Genomic DNA, 25,256 nt, shown 5'->3' on the forward strand with positions numbered 1-25,256 from the left:
TTTACACCGCGTCCCGGACACGACCTCGTTCGGGTCTCGGCCTTCGTGTACTACCGTGAGCACGGGCGTGCCTTCCCGCCAGCGCGCCAACGCTGGTCTTGATCAGAATCCTGTTTCGTCAAAGATCATCATCCGGGAAGGTGCGTCCTCCCGGGATCCACAGGTTCTGATCATTGCTCCTCGCAGCCTTGGCGAGTTCCGTCACCGACCGCCCCAGAGCAGAGAACTTGCCTGCCAAGACCCTTAACTTGTCCGACTCTTTTGCCCGTGCTACTTGTGCCTCGATGGTCATCCACGATTTCGCCAATTCTGCAGCTGCAGTTAGCTCCGCCAGCTCACGCTTCTTCAATCGAAGGGCATCGGCGCGATTTGCCTCTTGGGCTTTGAGGTCTGTGATCTCGGCCTGCAGGGCACCTCGCGCTTCCAACACCTCAGCGGACAGAGTCGGCATGGTGGCCAGGAGCGAGGGATCTATGCTCTCTCCTGCTCGAATCGCTTCCACGACAGCAGTAACCGCACCGCTGATGTTAGAGACCGCCGCGTAGAAGGACGGCCTGTCGGAGCGGTCTTCGCATTCACCTAAAAATGTGTCGATGTCGGTGAGCTGAATCGCCAGGATGGGAGTAGTGGTGCTGTCGATGCTTTCACGCACTGCAGCGATGTCGGAGCTGATTCTGTCCGTCAGGTACTCGGAATACTTCTCGACAAGGGCTCTTGCTGGATCAGCCAAAGGCTGCCGACAGTAGAGGCATCGCTCCGCATCGTGAACGTTGAGTGATTCCAGATGCGCCTTATACCGATCGCCACTCGAGACGAAGGCTTCCCATGTCTCTTCCGGGTCCGCTGGGAGATCGGCGGCTGAGAACAGTTCTGCACGGAATGCCCGATAGTCGGCCTCGAGCTCAATGAGGCGGTGGACATTCTCGTTCAGCCCTTGGGTGTTCATCGACCCGAGCGCGGCCGCAGCAGAGGCCGCCTGTCCTAGGACTCGCTCGTTCCGTTGTCGCTCGGCGATATGAACAGTGATGGTGTCGGCTTCGAGCGCCGCAACCGCGCGGCGCAAGATGTCGATCCGTTCGTCCGCGTCTGACGCCCGGTCGGCTCGCGCGTTCAGGTCAGCCAGGTCTGTGGAGGCGCCGAGCGTCTCTACAAGCGGATAAATACTCGACTCTCGCGGAAAGCGACTTAGGAGTGCAGTCGACCCGGATGAGAGGACGCCGACGGATTGGTCGATCCTTTCGTGCACGCTTTTAATCGCTGCATTCACGTGGTTAAACAGAGCGAGAACAGTTGGGACGTAGGAGTATTCCAAGTCATCATCGACGTGAAAGTTAACTGCTGGACTATCAAAGATAGACATCCGTGTGAAGGGCGCTTGCGCCTGAGCTCCAGCCCACGCGAACTCCTTTGCTTCAGCTCCAACTAGGTATTCGACCTTCGCGGAGAGTGCCACATCTTCATCTGTAGTTATGTCGCCGAGAATTGCGTCTGCGGTACGACTTCCTGCGAGCGCCTTGAAGATTCGGGCGTAGCCAGTCTTGCCGGTGCCGTTTTCCCCGAACAGAATGGTCATTCCAGCGTGCGGTTCGATTACCGAACCGGTGACAATTGCGTTAACGCCGGTGACTCCAGAGAGTTTGGTGATGACGAGGGGGAGTTCGGCGTCTTCCTCCACTGCCTCGACGGCAAGGTCCGGTTCCGCCGGGAGGGAACGCTGGTCGAGCCCCTTCTCCTGTCTGAAGAGTGCGTATGCCACGTCAATGTCGTCTGCTGAAAGAGCCCGCCCGCTGCCGAGTACCTGGCGGACGATTAGGCGTACCCACTCGTCCTGCTCATTTGCCCACTCGGCCAACGTCTCTCGGGGGTCAGGAGGGCTGGGATTCTCCTGGCCAGCCACCTGAGACGCCTCCTGTTGCCTGTCCACTCAGACCGTCACCAGCTGCATGAGTTGGGTGTAGTCGGTAACCACGTCGTACTTGACGTCTTCACCGTTCTTCTCGTTGAGTGATTTGAAGAACTTACGTGCACATTCGATCTTGGCCTCCTCTGCTCCTTTCAGCTGGAGAGAGGAGAGCGAGCCTTTGGTTTCGGCTACGAAGTAGATGTGCTTGACCGCACCGTCGGTGAAGGCGACCGCCCAGTCAGGGTTGTAGTCCCCAACCGGAGTCGGAATGAAGAATCCACGTGGCAACTTGGCGTAGACGGCGACTTCGTTACTAGTATCAAGCTCGGTGACGAACTTGCGCTCCACTTTTGAATCGGTGACGACGTAGTCATAGATGTGCTTCGTTAGCTTGCTTCCGGCGTTGGCGAAGTCGTGGGTGGTCTGATTTTCGGTGAAGATCGCTGTGTCGAAGCGGTCTTCGAGGGTGTCGTATGTCAGATGCTCGATGATGGCGGTCGCCTTCTGCTCATTGATGAGCCGAGCGGCCTCAGTGATGAACTGCTCTGGGTTGAGCCTAAACTTCGCAAACGTATCTGGATTGACCCCCTTGAGTATCGCAGCGGCTGTCCTCCGGGTGAGATGAGTCTTCTCGGTGACTTCACCGAGCAAGTCGTACTTGACCTGCGAGCCGGCAGAGGTGTTCTCGGTGTGCGTGGCTGTACTAGAGATGCCAAAGCCCTTGCCGGTCGAGAGGTCGTCGGCATCGAGGGCATCGATCTGACTTCCTGCTTGAACGACATACTGCATTGCTGCGACATTGAGGTGGTTGTCGAGCGTATGAATACACTTGCTGATCAGTTCGGCAGAGTCGAACTCAACCTGATATACGGCCTTGTGATTGATGCGGTTCCAGAGTGCCTGGAACTCCTTCTTGGAGAAGTTGGCCTCGTTAAGCGGAATCCTCTTGCTCTTGCGACTGTCGGCGGGAACAGGCAGTTTCTGGTCGAGGGAATCAACCAATGGCAGAAGATGTCTGATCATGGGCTTCAGAATTTCTGACGATGGCTCTTCGAGCGTCCCAGCCTTCCTGGCATCCCGGTACGTATCGGAGAGCGTGTAGTCCTCATTGAGGTAGTCGTTCTTGATGAGGTACATCTGAAGCGCACGGGCGAGGGCTTCTTCGACGATTGACTCGCCATCCTCGGTCTGAATTGTCTTACCGGTAAAGAACTTAACCTCCGCTTTGCGGGGACGCACACTGAGCGTCTCGGCGATCTCTTTCTGTAGCCCTGCGACGAAATCCGTGTATGACTCGTCCGTGACGACCGTCAGCTCGTTGATGTCGTGCACGGTGACGGGGTTGTCCATGCGCTCGCCATTCTGGTCAACGGCCAAACGAAGTCCGCGTCCAATTTCTTGGCGCCGCGAGACGGTATTGTCGCTCTTCTTGAGCATGCCCATCACGAAGACGTTGGGGTTGTCCCAACCTTCACGGAGGGCGGAGTGGGAGAAGATGAAGCGCACCGGCTCGGACAAAGACAGTAGTCGTTCCTTGTCTTTGAGGATCAGGTCGTAAGCGTCGGGATCTGTTGATTGACCGACCTCGTCTCCCCGCTTCGCTACGGTGGGGTCGACTTGCCGTTTGGTCTTCCTGTCGATAGAGAAATAGCCCTCATGTACCGCATTCACGTCGTCGCGGCGTAGGTACTGTTGGTATGCACTGGTCGCGGCGTCGAGTTCGAGCTCACTAAGCATCTCGGAGACGAGGGCGAGGTATTCCTCTTCGAAGAACCGTGCGTAATCACCTAGGGTGTCCTCACGATCGTAGTCACGGTACTTCGCGACCTCGTCAATGAAGAGAAGCGACAACACCTTGATGCCTTGAGTGAAAAGCTCGCGCTCGCGGTTGAGGTGTGCGCGGATAACCTCGCGAATCTGGATGCGCCGCTTGGTTTCTTCTGTGATGTCGCGGTCCGCCAGCTGGCCGGCCATGACAACGTCGCCGTTGCTAAGTTCGATTACATCACGGTTGGCGTCGATATCAGTAATGAACAGGCCCTTGTAGGCCTCAATGCCATTGGCGATATCGTGAAGGTTGGCGCCCACATCCAGGCGCTTAGTCTGACGGGCGATCGGCCCGGTCTTCGTCTGGACTTCGATCTCAACACGAGCACGGGGTTTGGCACCCTTGGCTATCTCGATAGCATCGAGGTAGAGGTAGGCAGTGGTGCCGGCGAGCCCCTTGACTGTGATTCCGCGCACCGAGATTCGCTTCACCAACTTTTGGTTATAGGCGTCTACGGCGTCCAGCCGGTGGACTTTGGTGTGCTCAACCTTGTGAGTGGCGGAGTAGCGCAACACCATAAGTGCATTGAATCGCGATAGCGATTCCAATGCCTTTGGAGCACCGATCTTTTGGGGCTCGTCGATGATCACGATTGGCCGGTTGGCACTGATGACGTCGATAGGACGTCGGGATTGGAACTCATCGAGCACTTCGTAAATTCGGAGGTTGTCCTTGCCCGTCGAATTGAATGCCTGAATGTTGATGATCATCACCTGTACCCCTGCATCGGAGCTGAACCCCTCAAGCTCGTGAAGCTGAGAAGAGTTGTAGATGAACGACCGCGGCTTCGAGCCATACATCTGTTGGAAGTGCTCAGCCGTCACACCGAACGACTTCTGCACGCCCTCGCGGATGGCGACTGACGGAACGACGATGATGAACTTGGACCAGCCGTAACGCTTGTTCAGCTCCATGATTGTTTTGATGTAGACATAGGTCTTGCCGGTACCGGTTTCCATCTCGACATCGAGATTCGGTGCCCCTGGGGCAGCCTTACTGTCTACAAGCTTCGGTGATAGCGGCAGGTTCCGGGAGCGCTGTACCTTGTGAACATTGTCGAGCCGTTGCGCCGACGTCAGCGCAATCTCCGCGTTACGCAGGCCAGAGTCCGGCCCCATGCTCGGTTCAAACAACGTCGGGTTGCCGGTGTCGTTAACCCTGCCCGGATCGATTCGATACGAGATGCCGTCATGCTTCGGCTGTCCAGCGAATGCCTCGACAACCGCATCCACCGCGTCGGTCTGATACTGCTGGACCTTGAACTGGAGTTTCATCGACGTCAGATGGCCTTCACATCCGTTGCAGGGGAAATTTCACGGAAGATCTGCGTCGCATTGATCCGAGCATCGTCGGACGCAAAGCTCGAGTCGCGGAAAACGGCCCGCAGTGGCTCGCGCCTTGCGACGGCTCTCACCAACTCTGAATTGATCTCAGTCTCGAAACATGCAGCAACCGCGCCGTTCTCGACGAAGAAGACTCGATGTCCTTCGAGGTGTTCGACGTTGATGGGCATCGTCAGCTCGAGACCCCAGTCGAGCAGCACTTGGAACAGAAGGTCCTCGCCGGACCGGCCTGGCTTGACACTATCGATCAGTTGGACCAACTCAGCTTGGCCTGTTTCATCGGGCGTTGCGGACACGTCCGTCATGTTCGTCGTGTCGACCTTGAACGAGCGAAATCCCACATCCAGCTGATGGGCGGCAAGCCCGGCGTCTTCGATTATTCTCGCACCAGCGCGTCTGATCCGCTCGCGTGAAATCTCTGCGATGGTGTCGAAGCCAGCTTTTGCGGCACCAGATTTCGGATCCGGCTTCTCATCCAGCTGCACCATAATGAAGCGACGTCGGCCGCCGTCCTCCGCGTTCATCTGCATCACGGCATGTGCCGTGGTGGAGCTGCCTGCAAAGAAATCGAGGATTGTGGCCTCGGGATCGCTTGACGCCAACTGGAGGATGTACTTCAAGAGCTTTACGGGCTTTGGGGTGTCGAAAACATCCTCGGGCATTAATTTCATTAGTTCATACTTGGCCTGCCGGTTGTGTCCGGTGCGCTCTAGATCAATCCACAAGCTCGACGGTGGCAAGCCTTCCATCTCAGCGAGGTAGGTGCGACGCCGAATACCCTTGCCATCAGGGGTGAATCGAATCTCGCCAGAGGCGATCTTCGCGTCCATAGCTTCCCGAGACCAGCGCCAGCCGTTCTTGGGAGCGGGGATCTCGATTCCTTGCGGAGAGGTGAGTGAATAGATCAGGTTCTCTCGATAGTTTGGTGAATTGAGGGGATTGCCATCGAAGTATGGCCCCTTCGGATCGTTGTCAGGATTTTTGAAGTGGCCCCGTTTAGCGCTGTCGGAGATCCGCACAGGAAACCACTGACTGCTACGGGCATACACGAGGGTGTGGTTGTGATCCAGTGAAAACCGCTTGGCATCGTTATTACTGTTGTCTTTCGAACGCCAGATAGCGTCGACAACAAAGTTGGATTCCCCGAAAATCTCGTCGCACAGGCGCCGGAGGTTAGCTGCCTCAGTGTCATCGATCGAGATGAAGATGACCCCGTCTTCTGCTAGCAGATTCCTTGCCAGCTTGAGTCGCGGGTACATCATGGTGAGCCAGTTGGAGTGGAAGCGACCGTTGGACTCAGGGTTCGCAACCAGTCTCGAACCTTCGTCGTCAGATTGGCCGGATCGCCCCAGATAGGACGTGGTGTCCTCGGCGAAGTCATCCGCGTAGACAAAATCCCTGCCGGTATTGTATGGCGGATCGATGTAGATGAGTTTCACCTTGCCCAGGTACGACTCTTGAAGCAGCTTGAGAGCGTCGAGATTGTCGCCTTCGACGAAAATGTTTTGAGTAGTGTCAAAATTCACTGACTCTTCCACGACCGGCCGCAACGTCTTTGCGACCGGTGCATTTGCAGCAAAAATTGCGGCACGCTTACCCGGCCAATTGACCTGATATCGCTCCTGAGGCCCCTCGACGATGTGATCAGAAAGCTCCTGGCGTAGAAGGTCAAAGTCGATGCCCCGCTTCACAACTTGTGCGGCTCCGGTGCCCTGGAGCGTTTCGGTGATTACGCTGGGGAACAGGTCGGCGATCTTGTCAATGTTGGCCTCGGTTAAGTCAGGTGATGTCATGCGAAGTTTCTCCACCGGTTACCTTTGCTGTTCCAGTTCTGCTTGCTTGGCTTTCAGGATGCGCCGCAGCTCGACTTTGCGATTTAGTTGCGGCTCAGTTCGAAGTTTTCGTTGTAGCGCGGCGATGTCGCGCTCAAGCTTGCGGATCGCCTCCAGCCGCGCAGCCGCTTCCGATAGTCCTTCACCAGGTCGCGTTGACACCGGAGTGAGGGATTGCACGAGTGCTGTGTATAGGGCCGGCAGCGTAATGACGGGTGGAAGTGGTTGCCGTGCAGCGGTGTCTGTGTGCCAATCGGTCGTATAGTAGGCGCCGAGCTTCGTCGATGCGGAGGTTACCTGCTTGTGGGTTGCAGTCATGCGGGTACGTCCGTCACTGCTGGTGACCTCGAAGATGATCGGTGTCTGGACGGCTTTGTCGATCGCAGCGATCACGGGTTCGCTGACGTCGTCGCCTTTAGCGTCGATCTGGAAGACCTGAATCTCGGGGACCTGTTGGTCACCGGCGAGGTTAGTGGTGGACTCGGCGAGCTTGTAGGCCCAGGTGATGCGTTGAACCTCGTTGACGAACTTCTCACGCAGTGCGCCAGATACTGTGCCGTGTTCGTAGAACTTGGTCTTGGGTACTTGGCGGCCGAATTTGGCGGCGGCCGGCCAGCGGTAGAGGACGTCGGTCACGTCGCTCCCTTGCTGGGATCGACGACAGCGATGAAGGCGATCAGTTCGAAGTCGTCGAGACCGGCGATCGCTTGGGTTAGCGCTGTGGTGGCACCGCCGGTGAAGAGGCTGTCGATGTCACGTTCTTCGGTGACTTGGATCATCGAATGGATTGCGGCGGTGAGCAGTTCTGAGTAGGTGCCCATTTCTGCGCCCTCGCGTGTGGTGTCGTTGAAGATGTGGGTGACGTCGGTAACCGGCTCGTCGTAGGGGCGACATCCCGTACGGATCAAGTCGAGCAGGTGTTTGGCCTCGGTGTGGTCGGCGATGATATTGCCCTCGTTGTCGAGGTATACGAGGTAGTGGGGGTGAAGGCGATTGCCGCGGTTGATGTTGTCGTCGGCGTTGATGTTGCGGAGGGCGAAAAGCACGCCCGGAAGGAGACCTCTGGCTGGGTCGGCGGGAATCACTGCGTGTAGCCCCTTCGGGGCCGCGGCGAGGTCGCCGTATTCCTTGAGATAGCCGAGCAGGTCCATTCGAAAGTCATTGAGCCCGAGGTCGGTGATGGAAACACCGGTTCGGACGTCTTCCAGTTCGATCACTTCGTCCTGGAGCTTTCGGAGCTGCTCTTTGCGGAATAGTGCGTCACTGTCCTCAAGGGTGAGAACGTTATCGTCAGCGGTTCCGGCGAGATCGGCGATCACCATTCGGCTTTCGACGCGCTCCTTGAGATTGATGTACTCGTCCAGGGAGATGTCCGGCCAAAAGTTCACGAGTTGGATCTCGGCGTTGGTCGAACCGATGCGGTCGATCCGGCCGAATCGTTGGATGATCCTGACGGGGTTCCAATGGATGTCGTAGTTGACGAGGTAGTCGCAATCCTGAAGATTCTGGCCTTCACTGATCACGTCGGTACCGATCAACAGGTCCAGCTCGGCTGTCTCTTTGGGCATGGTGAGGTGACGTTGCTTGGATCGCGGCGAGAAGAGTGTCAGGGCCTGCTGGAAGTCATAGCCTGTACCCAAGGTCGTTTTCGCGGCGTGGGCACCACCGGTGACCAGTGCGGTCTGTATCCCGGCCCCACGAAATGATGGCGCGAGCTCGCGGTAGAGGTAGTCGGCTGTGTCGGCGAATGCGGAAAAGACCAGAGCCTTGCGATTCCCGGGGTTGAAAGGGTTTGCAGATTTGTCCTCGATGAGGCGTTTGAGCTTCTGGAGTTTCAGGTCGTGGGCCGGGGTGACCTTGTGCATCTCTTCTAGGAGTGCGCGTAAGGTCTCGCGGTCGTTAGCCAGGTCACGTTGCCAGGATTCCGTATCGATGTCGTTGAGGTCGATCTTGATCTTCTCTCCGAAGGAGAGGGCTTCGACGTTGGCGTCGTCTTCGTCGTCGACGTCCAGGTCGAGTCCGGCGAAGTCGACGTTAATCCCCGTGAGAGATCCGGTTCGCGAATCGAGTCGGTCGAGGGTGCGGTCAACTGCTGCTTCGATTTTGGAGAGGGTGAGACGGAACGCCTCCACGGAGCTTTCCAGGCGCTTGAGCAGGTTGACGGTCATGAGCTTCTTCAGGCCCTGCTCACGTCCGCGTTGTCCGATGTTGGAGCGTGCAGTACCGCCCTTGACGTTGTACAGCTCTTCGTACTTGCTGATTCGGCTGGGGAAGACGTAGGCGAGCGGCGTGTATACCGCCAAGGTCAGCACCTGGAGCTGGGCGAAGATGTCATTGAAGGCTGGCACGTCGGGGAGATCGGAGAGCGGCTGCCTGATCGACTCGGGGTGGCGACGTTTGGGGAATGTGCCGATCTCGGTGGTGTCGTAGAACGCCTGGATGTGCTTGCGGGAACGGGCAATTGTGACCGCGTCGAGGAGTTCGAAGAAGTCGAAGTCGAGCATCTGTAGGATTCGGTCGGCGGTGCGTGTCTCGGGGGGAAGTTTGGACCACTCGTTGAACACGCGCTGTGCGTCGCTGAAGACCTTATCGACCGTGGTGGATAGGTTGAGCTGTTGAGCGAGGTTGTCGGATTCACCTTCGTAGGCGAGTTGGAGTTGGTTCTTGAGGTCGTTGAAGCGGTTGTTGACCGGGGTCGCCGACAGCATGAGGACTTTGGTTTTGACGCCTTCGCGGATGACTTGGCGCATGAGCCGTTGGTAGCGCGACTCCTTCTCTTCGGCGTAGTCGGCGTTGCGGAAGTTATGGGACTCGTCGATGACGACGAGATCGTAGTTACCCCAGTTGATTCGGTCGAGCCGCAATCCTAGAGATTCACCCTTGGTGCGGGAGAGGTCGGTGTGGGCAAGAACGTCGTAGTTGAAGCGGTCGCCGGCGAAGATGTTGGTGGTCAGGTTGGCGTTGTAGTTGGTCCAGTTTTCGGCGAGCTTTTTCGGCGCAAGGACGAGAACGGATTTGTTGCGCAGCTCGTAGTACTTGATGACCGCAAGCGCGGTGAACGTCTTGCCCAGGCCGACGCTGTCGGCGAGGATGCAGCCGTTGTAGGTTTCCAACTTGTTGATGATTCCGGTTGCGGCGTCACGTTGGAAGTTGTAGAGGCTGTTCCAGACCTGTGTTTCTTGATACCCGGTGCGATCATTGGGCAGAACGTCCTCGCTGATGTCTTCGAGGAACTCAGAGAACAGGTTGTAGAGAACCACGAAGTAGATCCGGGCCGGCGAGTTCTCCGCGTACACGCTTGCGATGTGGTCGTGCACCGACTGGGTCACATCTTCAAGCTGATTCGGGTTGTTCCAGATCTGCTCGAAGAGCGCGACATACTGTGTCGCCATTGGAGATTCGTCCAGTTTGGTGACGATGTTGGAGACTGCGTTTCCGCGTTCATAGCCGAGGTCAGCCGACGTGAATCCTTGGATTGGTTGGTAGGCAACGCGGTCATCAATGACTGCGAACTGTTGCATCGGCGCTCCGGTCCGGTTGGAGCGGAATCGGACCTTGCGGCGCACCCAGTCTGCGCACTCCCGCGCGATAGCGCGTTGTGTCAGCTGGTTGCGCAACCTGATCTCGAATTGCGAACCGTAAAGCGAAGATTCCCCGTCTCGTGCCGTGGGGATGAAGAACTGGCGGCGTTCTTTCGGCAACTGATCGGTGGCGTCCGCAGCGACGAACGAGGGGGATGTGAAAACGAACTCGAGCTCTTCGATCCGTTCTAGCTCCTTGCGCAGCGCCTCGAACGCGAAGATCGAAAATGTCGATGCGGCGATCCGCAGTTTGGAGCCCGGCCGAACCTCACCTTTGAGGTCGTCTCCGAGCAGTTCGTTGACGTTGTCGATGATGCGCATTGCTCAGCCCTCGCCAATGTCGTCGGTCGCCGCGCCCCCGCTCCGGACCCAGTCGTCGACCTCAGTGGATTGGAACTTCCACAGCCGGCCCACCTTGTGCGCCGGCATTCCTTTGTCGGCGATCCAGGTGTAAACGGTGTCCTTGGTGACGCCCAGGTGGGAAGCAATGTCGTCTGCCGACAGCCACGGCTCAGACAAAAGGATCCTCCCGCTGCGTCGACATGGGTGCATGAACGGGCAGAGCCTAACTGACAGCAAACCGGTTTAACCGGGTTTCGACCCGATTATGCCGGTGACGCCAGATTTACCCTGGCCAGGGGGCGCGATTTGCCGAAGAGGGCACGGCCGTCGCACTGCGTGGCCGCGCGGTTGGTTACCAGCCGCGGCGTGGCTGGCGCTTTCGTATCGGCGTTACCGTGCCGTTCGGGGCCTCGCCACGGAACGCCTGGACTTGGGCGTGCAGCTCGGCGATGACAGTCACGGCGGCCTTGTTCCGGTGTTCGAGATCGGCGTTGTGGCCGCGAAGCGTCGCGATCGTCTGCCGGAGTTTGGTGACCGTTTCCTCCAGCTCGATGATCTTGGAATCCCGCGGTGCGGAATGTCCGTCGACGGCGGTTTCCCAGTCGGCGATCACGGCGGTGGCACGGTTCATGGTTGCGCGGCTGACGCCGGCTTCGGTGTGCAGATTGGCCTTGGTGAGGCGACCGTCGGTTCGTCTGGCCTTGCCTGCGAGGAGGCGTTCCATCGCGTCCCGAAGTTTCTGCTCTGTTGCCGGACCGACAGCGGTCACTTCGGCTCCTGTCGGGTGATCTTCTGGATATCGGCGAGCTGCGCTTCGAGACGTTCGCGGTGCACCGCTGCCATCTTCGTGTCCTTGAGCTTGTCGACAAGGTCGGATTCTTCGTGCAACCAGACGGGGAGGTGCTTGTTGGTGATGACCGAGTTACGGCAAGTAGAGGGCTGGCACATGCTGGGTATGGGGCCGCCTGCTCGGATCGCTGCGGACGCGCCGTCGAGGCAGAGCGCCTTGTCGGGGTCACCGAGACAATGATTGAGGCTCCCCAGTCGGATGGTGGCGAATTCGTCGCGCAGCAGGTTGCGGAGCATGCGGTCATTGCCCACCGCCACGGTGTTGGCCCTTTCTGATACGGCATCTAGGCCGTTGATGAAAGCTCTGGCACCGGGGCCGCGGATCGACTTTTCGCCGCGAGCATGGTTAGCCCAGTCCGCGACAATCTCCCCAGCTGCGGCTTCTTTGCCCTGGTGGTCGAATTCTTTGGCCCATTCGGGGGTGGGTGATCCGTATCCGGAGGTAGTGACGTTGGCCAAAGCCCGAACGGCGTTGTGTTTCAGGGTGATTCCTAGGGCTATTTCCCCGTCTGGTTCATTGGCGGTAATCACGGCCATGGTCCGGCGGAACATGTGCGGTGACAGGGGCGTCGTGGGAATCGGCTCGAGCCCGGTCGTGGCGGTGTTGGCGTTCACCCATGCAACGAAGCCGTTGATCTGTTCGTGCTGGTCGAATCCGGCCAACTGGCGGTCAGTGCCGTTGCGTACGCTTCCGAAGAGCCGGTCTGGTTTGATTGCGATCTCCTCGGCGATCTTCAAGGCCTCGATTACAGGACTGCTAACCCACCAGAGTTCGCGCTTGCCGGCGCCCTGTTGACCTTTATGCAGCATGCTCTCTACAGCGGGTGCGCCATAGTACGTTCTCAGAGATCCGCTGGCGATACCTTGAATTTCGCTGTCGCGCATCATCGTCATGATGCCGACGAAGATGTAGGCCGCGTTGCGGAGTTGGGTGACCTCCTTGCATACGGTGCTGTGGTCGAACCCTTCGATCCATGGGCCGCGAGTGCCGTCGCTCCGTTCGACCTCTTTCGGTTGCAGGTCGCAGACGCCGAGCTGCGTCGGAAGGCCGTGTTCCATGGCGTCGATGACTCGCTGTCGTCGAGGCATTCCGTAGGGTCCGTTGAAGACGGCACCGCTGCGTCTTCCAAACACCTTTAGGCTCAGTGCAATCCAGTTGGGTTGGCCGCGTAGGCCCTTACCCCAGTCCTGGATATGCAAGGGTATGACGGCATGCGGCGAGTTGAGCCAGGCGTCGAGTGCACTGTCTTGGGCGCCAATCCGGAATGCTCTACCCGTTCGCGGTAGAGACTCCAGAAGATCCAACTGTCGCCGGGCAGTGAGAATGTCCTCGGAGAACACACTCAGATAGGTCCAACAGGCACGGACAAGTGGCCAGAACGTCGTCGGGGGGATCACTGGCGTTTGGATGGTGCTCGATTGTCGACCTTCCATCGCAGGGAGTACCACATCAAGCGCACCGTTGGGGAGAACCGATCCGTAAGTCACGAACGCTTTGAGGAGATCTCGCGCAGCGAATGGAGCGGTCCGAGCCCTGGTGCGTTCAACCTCTGCCAGATATTTCTTGCAGTCCGCCGATGTCCACTGAGACAGGTCATTTGGCATTCCTTGTTGCGATGCCCACGTCGCAAATGCCTTCAACTCGGCGAGAGTCATCTGGATCGTCTTCAGTTTTCGCGGCCGGTTCGAACGGTATATACCGGCAGCGCGAAGGGCGCAGTGGGTCGGCTGAAGCATCGCCATCGCGAGGGTCTTCGCAGTAAGCCGCCAATCATCGGGGATGTCGTCGAATCGCAGCTGTGCCCGGTACGGCGCCAGGTTGGGCGCCAGACCACCGGCGATGAGGTCCCATCGAGGGAAGTCGCCGAATTTCGGATCCGGCCCATCCGCAACACGGCGACTCTCCGGCAGGACTGATTCATCCGCCGCGAACACCACCCCCTGTTCCGGCGCGGCCACGCTCTGACTGCGGGTCACTGTTCAGCCCGCTGACCCAGTGGCCGGTGCAGTTGCGCTTTACCCCGCGCTGATTCGACTATCTTCGAGTCGAATCTGTCGATGATCGCCCTCACGTTCAGTGTCTGTTGCCCATAGACTTCGCTATAAACCATCGGTGGAAGGTCTTTTTCGAGCGATTGCAGCACTTCGTTATAGGCGAGCAGTCGTGGCAGGTGCTCAGGGAAGACGACGGCATTGCGGCACTGCAGGCACATCGATGGCGAAGCGTGACACAGAGTTCCCTGCTGAGTGAAGGGGCCTTCGTAAGGATCGATGCATGCGGAGACGGTGAGTTGTTGTTCGACTGGCGTCTCGGAGGCAACCTGCCTGGCCAGCTCAACAAGTTTCTGATCACCGTCGCCTGTTTCGGCGATGTCCTCGGCCGTCGCTGTGACCAGAGCCGGACCAGCCATCGCGTTCTGAAGCACCTTCTGCTGCACGCGGATCGCGGTCTGGGCAGAGATCGTTCGCACGGTGGTCGACTGTGCGTAGTGCTGGCGGAAGACCTCGATTGTGTGATCGTCACCGGCGGCGCCGCTGAGGGTGCCCAGCAGCGCAGCCCGCGCACTTTTCACGGTCTTTCGCAGCCTCCGCATGTCGTGAGGTTCGCTGATCGCAAGCCCGCGGCGTTGAACGATCTTGCCCAGCGAGATGATCGCTGGTGAGAATGTGTGGGCGCGGATCAACCAGTTCGGGTATTCGCCGTTGCGCCGGTTCGAGCATTTCGCTGCGGTGGTCCAGAATGCGGATTCCTCGGGCGTCAATGCGTGAGCGTGCCGCATAGCGTTGGCAGCGCGGCGAAGGAGGTCTCCAGCGGTCCATCCCCACGGGTGAGCTTCTGAGGATCGCAAAGTGTGCCATCGAACTCGGTGTGCGCGAGCTTTCACGGCTTTGACCCTCACGGAATCGCTGGCGAACTTGATGTCGGCCCGAGTCAAGTCAGCGGACTCTTCAGGGGACCATCCAGTCTGCAGGTGCAGCAGGATTCTGACCGCAAGAAGGAATTCTGGATCAGGAACGAGGAAGGCACCGACGGCCGACACGAGCGGAGGCTTGTTGATTCGCGCAGGATCACGGTACAAGCCGGACAGCTGATCGACCTCGGTCGGATCCAGCTGGCGCTTGCCGCCAGCAATGAGATGAGTACTGAACGACTCGTCAAACGGCAGCCACCGTAAGGCCCACACGACGTTCTCTAGCCGATCCCATCCGAAGCGGCGTGGGTCTCGACCCATCGCCAGTAGGCGGTCACCGTGGGCCAGACGGTCCTCGGTATCGCGAACAATCTGTCGACACGCTGTTTCCAGTTGTTGGCGTTCGGCATTGCTGAACTCATCGAGCGGTGCGGCAATGAGTGGGCGCCCGTCCAGGACAGGGCTATCGGCCCAGTCAGCGATCACGCCGTTCGTGAGGTTGTTGGTCTGGATGAAGTGCGAGACGGCGATGCGGACGTCGTAGCCCATCATTTTGGGCTGCTTGCTCTCGGGCGGGTACTTCGCGACCATGGCGGCTTCCCAGTCGTGCAGCCGATTCGCAACCTCCGGGCCATCGCTGTGCAGGGTCAGGAATCGGTCGGACTCCTCGGTGAGGAATCTTCCGACCGCGCGAATCGAGGTCGCCCTCCCCGACACCGTGGACGCCGACAATTGGAACTCGACGGAGCTTTCTCTCCAGCCTTGCGCCAACTCACGAATGAGGGTGGCGGCGACGTATTCCGTTGGATCGATGCTGCAGCTTTTCAACGTGGAGGAGTCCGGGAAGGTCACCGTGTGGGGTTGAATGTCAGGCGGATTCATCGCGATGCTCTTCTTGGCCGATCTGCTCCATGACATAGCTCGCATAGTCTCGTTCGCTGTCGGCCCACGACTCGAAGGCGCGTTGAATCAGTTCGTCGGACTCGTCGATGTAGCGGAGGTAGATCATCGTCGTCGAAGGGCTGGCGTGACCGAGCAGCCGCTGCAACGTCAGCAAGGGGTTGTGAACGATGTGCTCACTGATGGTTCCCGTTCCCGTGCGGGGTCGTGTCGCCTCGATTGTCGCTGCGTTCTCCTGCAACCCACGGAGCATCACGACGGCGAATGTGTGTCGAAGGTCGTGCGTCGTTACCGCCGACGGCATCCTCGGCGGCCCAAAATCGAAGGCGGCCAGGCGCTCATTGGCTTCACGGAAGTACTGATGCCATCTACGGGCACAAGGTGGCCTTCCCATCTTTCCGAGGAAGAGCGATAGCGGTTGAACCCACCCATCCGGTCCTTGCTTCACGAGGATGCTGCGGATTCCGACTGGTATATCGACGATCTTTGCTCGATGACGGCATCCCTGATAGGAGTACGTGATTCTCCCTGCGCTCGTGTCGATTTCTTCTGCGATCGCCATGGAAGGAAGTCGTTTCCTGAGCAGACTCTGCGCGCGTCGAACGGTCGACTTGCGTTCTGTTTCGCGGTACAGGTTGACCATCTCGACGGTCGATACCGGCACGTAGACGCGCCGGAATCGCCCGTTCTTCGCGCAGGCGGCGAGCGCAAGGCTGACACCGCGATCGTTTTGCGGTACTTCGATGTCAAGGAGAGTTCGCCACTCGTTCAATCGCATCCCCGTGGTCAATGCGAGCTCGGCGGCGCAGGTGTTTCTGACTGTGGAGCGGCCGCGGTAGCTCGGATCGAATTCTCCGGAAGGTAGCTCGCCGCCCATGCCGATGTTCCTAAAGGCGGTCCATTGCTCGTGCGAGAGTGCTCTGACGTCGAGTTCGGTCTTCGTGGTCTTCGGTGTGACAAGGGATCTGCTCCCGACCCGAATCCAAGGTAGGTCTTTCCGCTGGCCCGTTTCGAACAGGTACTTGAAGAGCGTTCGGATCACTACCAGCTCCCGGGACCATGACCGTGTGGACAGGCCTGAGGCGAGGCGGTGTTTGCGGTAGGCGAGGAGATCGGCACGGTCGGCGGTCAACACATCTGTGTTGTTCTTCGCGAGGAACCGGGTAAAGCGAAGAGTATCAAGGGCATACGCGTAGGCCGAGTTGTGTGAGATGTTCTCGGAGTACAACCGAAGAAACGTGCACAGAGGCTCAACAGGCCGCATCGCCGAGTCGACGATGACCGGCGTTCCGTTCGCGACCGTCCGAGTGCGCGGTAGTTCAATGGCCGCGAGGCCAAGCCTCTCGACACCCTGCCAGTCTGCAAAGTACAGGTCCACGTCGCTACCTCGTCCAGCCCGTGAGAAGGGCACGTCTTGCGGCTATGTCGTCGAACCCAACGTGGGTACGCCCTTCGCGATACAGCGATACCTCCGCGTGGAGCCACTTCCACCGGCGTGAGTCAATGAGCTGGCCGAACTGGTACAGGCGAAACTCGATCGCATCCGCTGGCGTATCAAACTTCCGTGACCATTCGTGGACTGCATCGCAGAAGTTTTCGTAAACCGCCGGCTTCTCCTCTGAGTAGTCGCGGCCAGTGAGAGTGAAGATCGCAGCGTTCACCCGAGAGTCCAAAATCATTGCACGGCAATTCGATACCTCGCGGTTCGCGGTGAAGTAGAGGAACTTCGAGAAGAAGGCAGGACCCAGTCGCGGAACTTTGCCGCGGATCGCCGTGTAGGCAGAGCGAATGTCGCCTCGATAACTGGCTTCGGAGGCCGCGCTGAGAATGTCGTTGAGCCGGCGGCGCTGCGTGTCGCCGGCGGCGCTTTCCACGATCGTCGGGGAATTCCGGTAGTCGCCCATCACACCCCAGGCCAGTACATGCCACAGGAACGACACCCAATCCGGGTCAGCGCTTTCCCGGCGACGTTGGGCGAGTTCAAATAACTTGTCGCGATTTAGTTCCGCGGAATCGATCGAGATTCCACGATCAGCCCACCAGCTGCTCACTCTCACCGACTCGTCGATCTGACCGCTCGAACCGAGCACCCGCGACGCAAGCAGGTCGCCGACCGCGTTATCGGACTCCTCCCACATCGCCGCAGCCCCCTCCTTCGTGTACGTCTCGACCTATCCCGACCTTGCAACCGGAGAAGGCGCTAACGGCAAGGTAGCGGCGGTCGTGGGACCCATCCGTGAGACACGCCCAAATAGAGCACATAAACGATGTGGGCATCGGGAAAACCATCGAGGCCGCTTTGGTGGCCACCGAACTGTTGAAGGTCGGTGACGCTCACGGACTTACGGTGCTGTGCAGTCCCGCGCTGGCCGAGCAGTGGCAGGGCGAGCTCAGAGAGAAGTTCGGTCTGGAAGCAGAATTGGTGCTGCCCAGCAGGGTTCGCCGACTGGAACGCGGACTCATCGGCGCGGAGTCGATCTTCGAGCGGTACCCGATCACCGTCGTGTCCACCGACTTCATCAAGAGCGCACGCCGTCGCCACGAATTCCTTCGCACCTGCCCGGATCTGGTGATCGTCGATGAGGTCCACACCTGCGTCGCGGACTCCACCGCCAGCAGATCGGGTCGCACTCAACGCTACGAACTGATCCGCGACCTAGCTGTTCTTCACGGGTAGGTTGTGAACGCGTAGGCGCTCGATTGGTGTCATTCCGCCGATGCCGGTGTGGGGTCGGTGGTGATTGTAGTGATGCAGCCAGTGCTGGTAGGTTCCGGCGCGTTCGGCCTCAGAGCGGTAGGTCTGCGCATAGGCCCATTCGGTGGTCAGGGTGCGGTTGAATCGCTCGACTTTGCCGTTGGTCTGTGGCCGGTAGGGCCGGGTCCTCTTGTGGGTGATGTCGGGGCCGAGCGCTTCAGCGAAATTCTTTGACCGGTAACAGGATCCATTGTCGGTCAACACTCGTTTGACGGTGATGCCGTGGTCGGCGAAGAACGCGTTGGCGCGTTTCCAGAATCCCGCGGCGGTTTCTTTGCGTTCGTCGGTGAGGTCCTCGGAGTAGGCCAGCCGGGAGTGGTCATCAACGGCGTGGTGCAAGAACGTGTATCCCATGCCGCAGCGGTTGCGCCGGCCGGCTTGGCGACCCAGCTTGCGATGGCCGCCCCCGTCGGGGATGCGGCCCAGTTTCTTGACGTCGACATGGACCAAGTCGCCGGGAGCCGGGTGCTCATAGCGGCGGGGTTTGGGCCGGCGTACCGGTAACCCGGTGTTTTGGTCCAGGTGCCGCAGCAATGGCATCCGGTAGCGGCGCAGCACCGCCTCAACGGTCGAGCGTGGCAGGTGCAGGTAAGCGGCGATGCGATGTGGGCCCCAGCGCCGGGTGAAGCGCAGGTTGACGATGCGCCGCTCACGTCGTTTCGGCAACCGCAACGGACTGCGATGCGGCCGGCTGGGCCGGTCTACCATCGCTGCTTCGCCACCGTCGCGATAACGGTCGGCCCATTTCTTGGCTGTGGCCACCGAACATTGGAACCGCTCAGCCGCGCGCCGCAAACTCCAGCCCTGATCAACAACCGCCTGCGCAAGCCGCAACCGCCCACGAGGAGTCAACGAAGCATTAGCGTGGACCATGAGGACCTCTCGGTAATCGGATGTGCGTGTTTGGTAACCACACCGATACCGGAGGTCCTCACCTACTTCCGCTCACCACGCCGTTCACAACCTGTCTGGGAGTTACACCTAGCGGCCGACCCCGCCCGGCACCTCATCCTGGCCAGCGCCACCCCCCACAGCGGCAAGGACGAGGCGTTTCGCAACCTGCTGGGGCTGCTGAAACCCGAGTTGGCCACCGTCGACCTGGAGAAGAAGTCCGACCGGGAACAGTTGGCCAAGCACTTTGTGCAGCGCCGCCGCGTTGACATCCGCCGGTACCTCGACGAGGACACCCCGTTCCCGAAGGATCGCCTCTCCGCCGAGGTGCCCTATTCGCTGAGCCCGGAGTACGACGCGCTGTTCACCAAAGTCCTTGACTACGCCCGGGAAACGGTGCGTACCGACGAAGGCGGGCTGGCGCGGCGGGTCAATTGGTGGTCGGCGCTGGCGCTGTTGCGCGCGCTGGCCTCTTCGCCGCGCGCGGCGGCGCAGACCCTGCAGACCCGCGCGGCCACGGTCGCCGCCGACTCCCCGGAGGAGGCCGACGCCATCGGCCGGGCCATCGTGCTCGACCAGGCCGACGACGAAGCCCTGGAAGCCGTCGACACCACACCCGGCGCCGACACCGACGCGAAGACCGGAAACGCCAAATCGCGACGGCTGCAAGCATTCCGGGCCGCGGCTCTCAAGCTCGAAGGCAAACCCGACCGCAAGGTCACCGCGTTGGTGAAAAGCGTCAAGCAACTTCTGGGCGACGGATTCAACCCCATAGTGTTCTGCCGATTCATCGACACCGCCGACTACGTGGCAGAGCAACTCGGCGCGGCGCTGGGCAAGAAAGTCACCGTCCGCGCCGTCACGGGCACCCTGCCCCCCGCCGAGCGGGTTGCTCGCATCGAGGAGTTGGCGGACATCCCGGGCCAGCACGTCCTGGTCGCGACCGACTGCCTGTCGGAGGGCGTGAACCTTCAGGAGAACTTCCAGGCGGTGGTCCACTACGACCTGGCGTGGAACCCCACCCGCCACGAACAGCGGGAGGGTCGCGTGGACCGGTTCGGCCAACGGGCCGACACGGTGCGCGCGGTCACCCTCTACGGCCGTGACAACCAGATCGACGGCATCGTGCTCGAAGTCCTGCTTCGCAAGCATGAGGCGATCCGGAAGGCCACCGGCGTGGCCGTGCCGGTACCCGACAACAGTGAGGCCGTCGTGGAGGCATTGATGGAGGGACTGCTGCTGCGCGGACGCGATGCGGAGCAACTGGGTCTGGAACTCGATCTGGAGGAAAAGCGCGACACGCTGCACAACCAGTGGGAGTCCGCGGCCGCGCGGGAACGCAACGCCCAAACCAAGTACGCCCAGCACGGCATCAAACAACAGGAAGTCGAGGCGGAGCTCAAAGAGACCCGCGCCACTCTGGGCACCAACACCGACGTCGCCGAATTCGTCGACCACGCGCTGCGGGCGTTGCGGTCGACGGTGACCACCGCCGAGTCCGGGTTCACCGCCACGTTGGGGCCGTTGCCGCTGGGACTGCGTGACGCACTGCCACCCGGCCGCAAGGACCCGCTGCACTTCGCCGCCGACCTTCCGGTTGCGCGGGGGAACGCAGTACTCACCCGCACCGACGCATCGGTGGAGGCGGTCGCCAACTACGTCCTGGAATCCGCGCTCGACCCGCAGCTTCCCGACGATCAGCGGCCGGCCCGGCGCTGCGCGGTGATCCGGACGAAGTCGGTGTCGACGCGCACCACGCTGCTCGTCGTGCGCTACCGCTTCCATCTGCACCTGCCGTCCCGCTCCGGAAGTCGTGAACTGGTCGCCGAGGACGTCGCCACCCTCGCCTTCGAAGGATCGCCGGGCAAACCGCACTGGCTGTCGCCGGAAGCGGTGACACCGCTGCTGCACGCCCGACCATCCGGCAATGTCCCCGCCCCGCAGGCGGCCCAGTTCATCACCCGCGCCCTCGATGGTTTGCCCGACATCGCCACGCATCTCGCCCACCACGGCGACGAACTCGCCGCGCGACTGCTCGAGTCGCACCGCCGGGTGCGTCAGGCGGCCGCCGACGTAGTGCGCGGCCTGACAGTGACCGTCGAACCGGGCGCCGACGTCCTCGGCGTGTTCGTGTACGTGCCGCCCGCCGGAGGTCACCAGTGAGCGCCGACACCGGCTCCGCCACCTTCGTCGGTGTCCGCGTCGCCGGGGGTCTGCTGCCCGCCGACCTGCTCGCCAAACTCGTGTCCGGCCAGGCGGACGGATTGTCCTCCGAGGACTTTCACCTGGCAGCCGGTGAGACCGTGCGGGATGCCGCCAACCGGGTATGGGCGTACCTGCGGGGCGCCTGGACCACCTACCGTGCGGCGCTGGATGCGCTGCCCGACCACGACGCGGCGACCGGGCTGACCCGGGAACGCTTCACCCTCGTGCTGCTCGATCAACTCGGGTACGGCCGTGTCCATCCCACCGGGAAGGGCGGCCTGCACGTGGGGGACCGCGCCTTCCCCGTCTCGCATCTGTGGGGGAACGTCCCGATCCATCTGCTCGGCCGCGTCGCCGTGGACACCAGGACCAAGGGCGTGGCCGGGGCGGCCGGCGCCTCGCCGCAGTCGATGGTGCAGGAACTGCTCAACCGCTCGGACGAGTACCTGTGGGGCATCCTCGCGAACGCCACCACGCTGCGCCTGGTCCGCGACTCCACCTCGCTGGTGGGCTCGGCGTACGTCGAATTCGATCTGGAGGCCATTTTCGACGGCGACCTGTTCGCCGACTTCCTGCTGCTGTACTCCCTATGCCACGTCTCCCGCCTCGACCCCCGCGACCCCGAGGTCGGTCCCGCGTCCTGCTGGCTAGAGTACTGGCGCCAGAATGCCATCGAATCTGGTTCCCGGGCACTGAATCTGCTGCGCGACGGCGTCATCGATGCCCTGCAGGCCCTCGGCTCGGGTTTCCTCACCCATCCCGACAACGCGACGCTGCGCCAGGACCTCGTCGACGGCACGATCACCGTCGAGGAGATCAACCACGCGCTGATTCGGGTTACCTACCGGCTGCTATTCACCTTCGTCGCCGAAGACCGCAATGCCCTACTGGATCCGCACGCCGGTCCGCACGTGCGTCGTCGCTACCTCGACTACTTCTCCACCGAACGGTTGCGCCGGACCTCCCGGCGCCGCCGCGGTGGCCGATACGGCGACCGCTGGGAAGCCCTCAAGGTGGTGTGGCGCGGCCTCGGCAGCGTCGACGGTCTGCCCGAACTCGGGCTGCCCGGCATCGGCGGCCTGTTCGACACCGGTGCGCTGGACTTCCTCATGGAGTACTCGTTGAGCAACCAGGCGCTGCAGTCCGCGGTGTACTCGTTGTCCCTGGTGCGCGAACCACGCTCGCAGGCCATGCGGATCGTCGACTACCGCAACCTGGGTGCCGAGGAACTCGGCAGCATTTACGAGTCGCTGCTGGAACTCATGCCGAGTTGGGACCCGGCCACCAAGACCTACACATTGGCCGTCACCGCGGGCAACCAACGCAAGGACACCGGCTCCTACTACACGCCCACCTCGCTGGTGGAGTCGCTGCTGGACACCGCACTTGACCCGGTCCTGGACGAGGCCGAGAAATCCGACGACCCCGAGCAGGCTCTGCTGCGCGTCACCGTCTGCGATCCCGCCTGCGGCAGTGGACATTTCCTGGTCGGTGCGGCGCGGCGGATCGCCAAGCGGGTGGCCGCCCTGCGGACCGGCGACCCCGAACCGGCCCCCGAGGCGGTGCGCTCGGCGATGCGCGACGTGGTCGGGCGCAGCATCTACGGCGTGGACCTCAACCCACTCGCTGCGGAGCTGGCCAAGGTATCGCTATGGCTGGAGGCCCTCGAACCCGGACGCCCGCTGACATTCCTGGACGCGCAGATCAAGATCGGCAACGCCCTGGTCGGCGCGACCCCGCGACTGCTCGCCGACGGCATCCCCGACGAGGCGTTCAAGCCGATCGAGGGCGACGACAAGAAGATCACCGCCACCCTGGCCAAGCAGAACAAGGCCGAACACAGCGCCCAGGGCAGCCTTTTCGACGTCGACATGGTTGCTGCGAACACGAAACTGGCGGCGCAGGTGGAGAAGGTGGTCGCCGCCCCGGCGCTGTCACTGGCCGACGTGCACGTGCAGGAGCAACGGCTGCGCGCCTACACCGAGTCGACCGCCTACCGTGAGAAACTCCTGGCAGCCAACGCCTGGTGCGCGGCTTTCGTATGGCCGAAAAGCCATGGCGCACCACCCGCGCTCACCCAGCGCACCCTCACCACCCTGATCGACGGCGACGACAAGCTGACCGAGAAGCAACGCGCCGAGATCGAACGTCTGACCGCTGAGTACCGGTTCTTCCACTGGCACTTAGAGTTCCCGCACATCTTCCCGACCGAGTCCACGGCCGGCGACACCATGAACGACGCCACCGGCTGGTATGGTGGATTCTCGGTCGTGATCGGCAACCCGCCGTGGGAGCGGGTGAAACTTCAGGAACAGGAGTTCTTCGCCTCCCGCGATCCGGACATCGCGAAAGCTCCCAATGCTGCTGCAAGGAAACGCCTTATCGCGGCACTGCCCACCACTAACCCGGTGCTGCATGACGCCTTTGTGGCCGAGAAGCGAAGCGCTGAGGGCGTGTCGCACTTCATGCGCAACTCAGGCCGGTATCCGCTGGCGGGACGCGGCGACATCAACACGTACGCGGTCTTCGCCGAGACCGACCGCGAGCTCCTCGGTGGCGAGGGTCGACTGGGAGTGATTCTGCCGACCGGCATCGCGACTGACGCAACCACCCAGTATTTCTTCAAGGACCTCGTCGAGCATGGCGCCATCGCCAGTCTCTACGACTTCGAGAATGCCAAGCCACTTTTCGAAGGGGTGCACCGCAGCTTCAAGTTCTGCCTGCTCACCCTGACCGGGCGCGATCTGCGAGAACCGGAGGCCGACTTTGCGTTCTTCGCCCACGATCCCACCGACCTGGAGCGGCCCGGTGTGCGGTTCGCGCTCTCGCCGGAAGAGATCACGCTGCTCAACCCGAACACCGGGACCTGCCCGGTGTTCCGCAGTCGGCGGGATGCTGAGATCACCCTCGGTATCTATCGGCGGGTGCCGGTGTTGATCCGGGAGGGGGATCCGGACGGGAATCCGTGGGGCGTGCAGTTCATGCGAATGTTCGACATGTCCAATGACTCGCACCTCTTCCGAACACGCGACGAGCTGGAGGCAGAGGGGTGGACGCTGCGGGGGAATGTGTTTCACAAGGGCAAGCAGGAGATGCTTCCGCTTTATCAGGGGATGATGGCGAGTCTGTACAACCACCGTGCCGCGGATGTCGTCCATAGCGCTACGGCTGCGAAGCGCCAGAATCAGCCACGGTACTTATCTGAAGAGGAACTCGCCGACCCCGATCGGGTCGCTATGCCGGGGTTCTGGGTTCAAGCAGAGAAGGTTCCCGCAGTATCGCAATCCTGGTTTGTTGCATACTCGTGGGTCACAAGTCCGACCAACGAACGCACAATGGTTGCATACCCCCTGCCCAAATCGGCTGTCGGGAATAGCACTCCACTCGTATTGGTAAAGGACGGCGCGCCGCTGCTGGCAGCGCTATCTAGCTTCCCACTGGACTATGCCCTTCGGCAGAAACTCGGCGGGGTGAACCTCACTTACACGACTGTTCAACAACTACCCATCCTCCCTCCATCGCGCCTCTCCGTTAAGGCTCCCTGGGACAACGCCCAATCTGCCGGATCCTGGATTGAGGACAGAGTTGTGAGGCTGGCCTACACGGCGACCGACATGGCTCCTTTGGCTGACGACCTCGGTCATGTCGGACCGCCGTTTCACTGGAATTCTCAAGAGCGCGAACAACTTCGCGCCGAACTCGATGCCGCCTTCTTCCACCTCTACGGCGTAGAGCGTGACGACGTCGACTACATCATGGAGACGTTCCCGATCGTCAAGCGCAAGGACATCGCCGCACACGGCGAGTATAGAACCAAGCGTTTGATCCTCGAGATCTACGACGCGATGGCGGAGGCCGAGGCAACAGGCGTTCAATATGCGTCGCAGTTCGATAAAGCAGGCAAGCTGTAGGCGT

Annotated in this window: 15 protein-coding genes; 3 read left to right on the forward strand and 12 right to left on the reverse strand. The window is 60.7% G+C overall.

From position 1 onward, the window contains the following. Positions 1 to 118: 118 nt before the first annotated feature. The 11 genes from KXD98_RS03595 to KXD98_RS03645 form a co-directional block, all read right to left on the reverse strand. Positions 119 to 1,897 (reverse strand): hypothetical protein, encoded by a 1,779-nt coding sequence (locus KXD98_RS03595; RefSeq protein ID WP_260761912.1) that lies wholly within the window; start codon positions 1,895 to 1,897, stop codon positions 119 to 121. A 27-nt stretch (positions 1,898 to 1,924) separates the two neighbouring features. Then, positions 1,925 to 5,005: a type III restriction-modification system endonuclease gene (locus KXD98_RS03600; protein ID WP_260761913.1), complete on the reverse strand. Its 3,081-nt coding sequence runs from the start codon at positions 5,003 to 5,005 to the stop codon at positions 1,925 to 1,927. A 5-nt stretch (positions 5,006 to 5,010) separates the two neighbouring features. Next, on the reverse strand, positions 5,011 to 6,867 hold the full coding sequence (locus tag KXD98_RS03605) for a site-specific DNA-methyltransferase (protein WP_260761914.1): 1,857 nt from the start codon (positions 6,865 to 6,867) through the stop codon (positions 5,011 to 5,013). Between the two features lie 18 nt (positions 6,868 to 6,885). Then, positions 6,886 to 7,542, reverse strand: coding sequence for a DUF4391 domain-containing protein (locus tag KXD98_RS03610; protein WP_260761915.1), 657 nt, complete (start codon positions 7,540 to 7,542; stop codon positions 6,886 to 6,888). Further along, positions 7,539 to 10,808, reverse strand: a complete 3,270-nt coding sequence (locus tag KXD98_RS03615) for a helicase-related protein (RefSeq protein WP_260761916.1) — start codon at positions 10,806 to 10,808, stop codon at positions 7,539 to 7,541. The genes KXD98_RS03610 and KXD98_RS03615 overlap by 4 nt, the downstream gene beginning before the upstream one ends. A gap of 3 nt (positions 10,809 to 10,811) precedes the next feature. Continuing rightward, positions 10,812 to 11,006, reverse strand: coding sequence for a helix-turn-helix domain-containing protein (locus tag KXD98_RS03620; protein ID WP_260761917.1), 195 nt, complete (start codon positions 11,004 to 11,006; stop codon positions 10,812 to 10,814). A gap of 175 nt (positions 11,007 to 11,181) precedes the next feature. Further along, positions 11,182 to 11,598, reverse strand: a complete 417-nt coding sequence (locus KXD98_RS03625) for a hypothetical protein (RefSeq protein ID WP_260761918.1) — start codon at positions 11,596 to 11,598, stop codon at positions 11,182 to 11,184. Further along, positions 11,595 to 13,637 (reverse strand): hypothetical protein, encoded by a 2,043-nt coding sequence (locus KXD98_RS03630; RefSeq protein ID WP_260761919.1) that lies wholly within the window; start codon positions 13,635 to 13,637, stop codon positions 11,595 to 11,597. The genes KXD98_RS03625 and KXD98_RS03630 overlap by 4 nt, the downstream gene beginning before the upstream one ends. Before the next feature lie 14 nt (positions 13,638 to 13,651). Then, positions 13,652 to 15,472, reverse strand: a complete 1,821-nt coding sequence (locus KXD98_RS03635; protein WP_260761920.1) for a hypothetical protein — start codon at positions 15,470 to 15,472, stop codon at positions 13,652 to 13,654. Next, positions 15,459 to 16,868, reverse strand: coding sequence for a site-specific integrase (locus KXD98_RS03640; RefSeq protein ID WP_260761921.1), 1,410 nt, complete (start codon positions 16,866 to 16,868; stop codon positions 15,459 to 15,461). The genes KXD98_RS03635 and KXD98_RS03640 overlap by 14 nt, the downstream gene beginning before the upstream one ends. A 4-nt stretch (positions 16,869 to 16,872) precedes the next feature. Next, positions 16,873 to 17,628 (reverse strand): hypothetical protein, encoded by a 756-nt coding sequence (locus tag KXD98_RS03645; protein ID WP_260761922.1) that lies wholly within the window; start codon positions 17,626 to 17,628, stop codon positions 16,873 to 16,875. A gap of 131 nt (positions 17,629 to 17,759) precedes the next feature. On the opposite strand from KXD98_RS03645, the gene KXD98_RS03650 reads away from it, so the two are divergent. After that, a complete protein-coding gene (locus KXD98_RS03650; RefSeq protein WP_260761923.1) occupies positions 17,760 to 18,167 on the forward strand; it encodes a DEAD/DEAH box helicase family protein in 408 nt (135 codons plus the stop codon). Here KXD98_RS03650 and KXD98_RS03655 read toward each other — a convergent pair. Continuing rightward, entirely contained in the window at positions 18,147 to 19,118 is a 972-nt protein-coding gene (locus tag KXD98_RS03655; protein ID WP_047328137.1) for an IS481 family transposase, read from the reverse strand. The genes KXD98_RS03650 and KXD98_RS03655 overlap by 21 nt on opposite strands. Positions 19,119 to 19,148: 30 nt before the next feature. Here KXD98_RS03655 and KXD98_RS03660 point away from each other — a divergent pair, with 30 nt between their 5' ends. Together KXD98_RS03660 and KXD98_RS03665 are read left to right on the forward strand one after the other, a co-directional pair. Continuing rightward, positions 19,149 to 21,299, forward strand: coding sequence for a helicase-related protein (locus tag KXD98_RS03660; protein ID WP_260761924.1), 2,151 nt, complete (start codon positions 19,149 to 19,151; stop codon positions 21,297 to 21,299). Next, a complete protein-coding gene (locus tag KXD98_RS03665) occupies positions 21,296 to 25,252 on the forward strand; it encodes an Eco57I restriction-modification methylase domain-containing protein (RefSeq protein ID WP_260761925.1) in 3,957 nt (1,318 codons plus the stop codon). The genes KXD98_RS03660 and KXD98_RS03665 overlap by 4 nt, the downstream gene beginning before the upstream one ends. The last annotated feature ends 4 nt before the right edge of the window (positions 25,253 to 25,256 follow it).

It is taken from the genome of Mycobacterium sp. SMC-4 (assembly GCF_025263265.1).
Taxonomy (GTDB): Bacteria; Actinomycetota; Actinomycetes; order Mycobacteriales; family Mycobacteriaceae; genus Mycobacterium.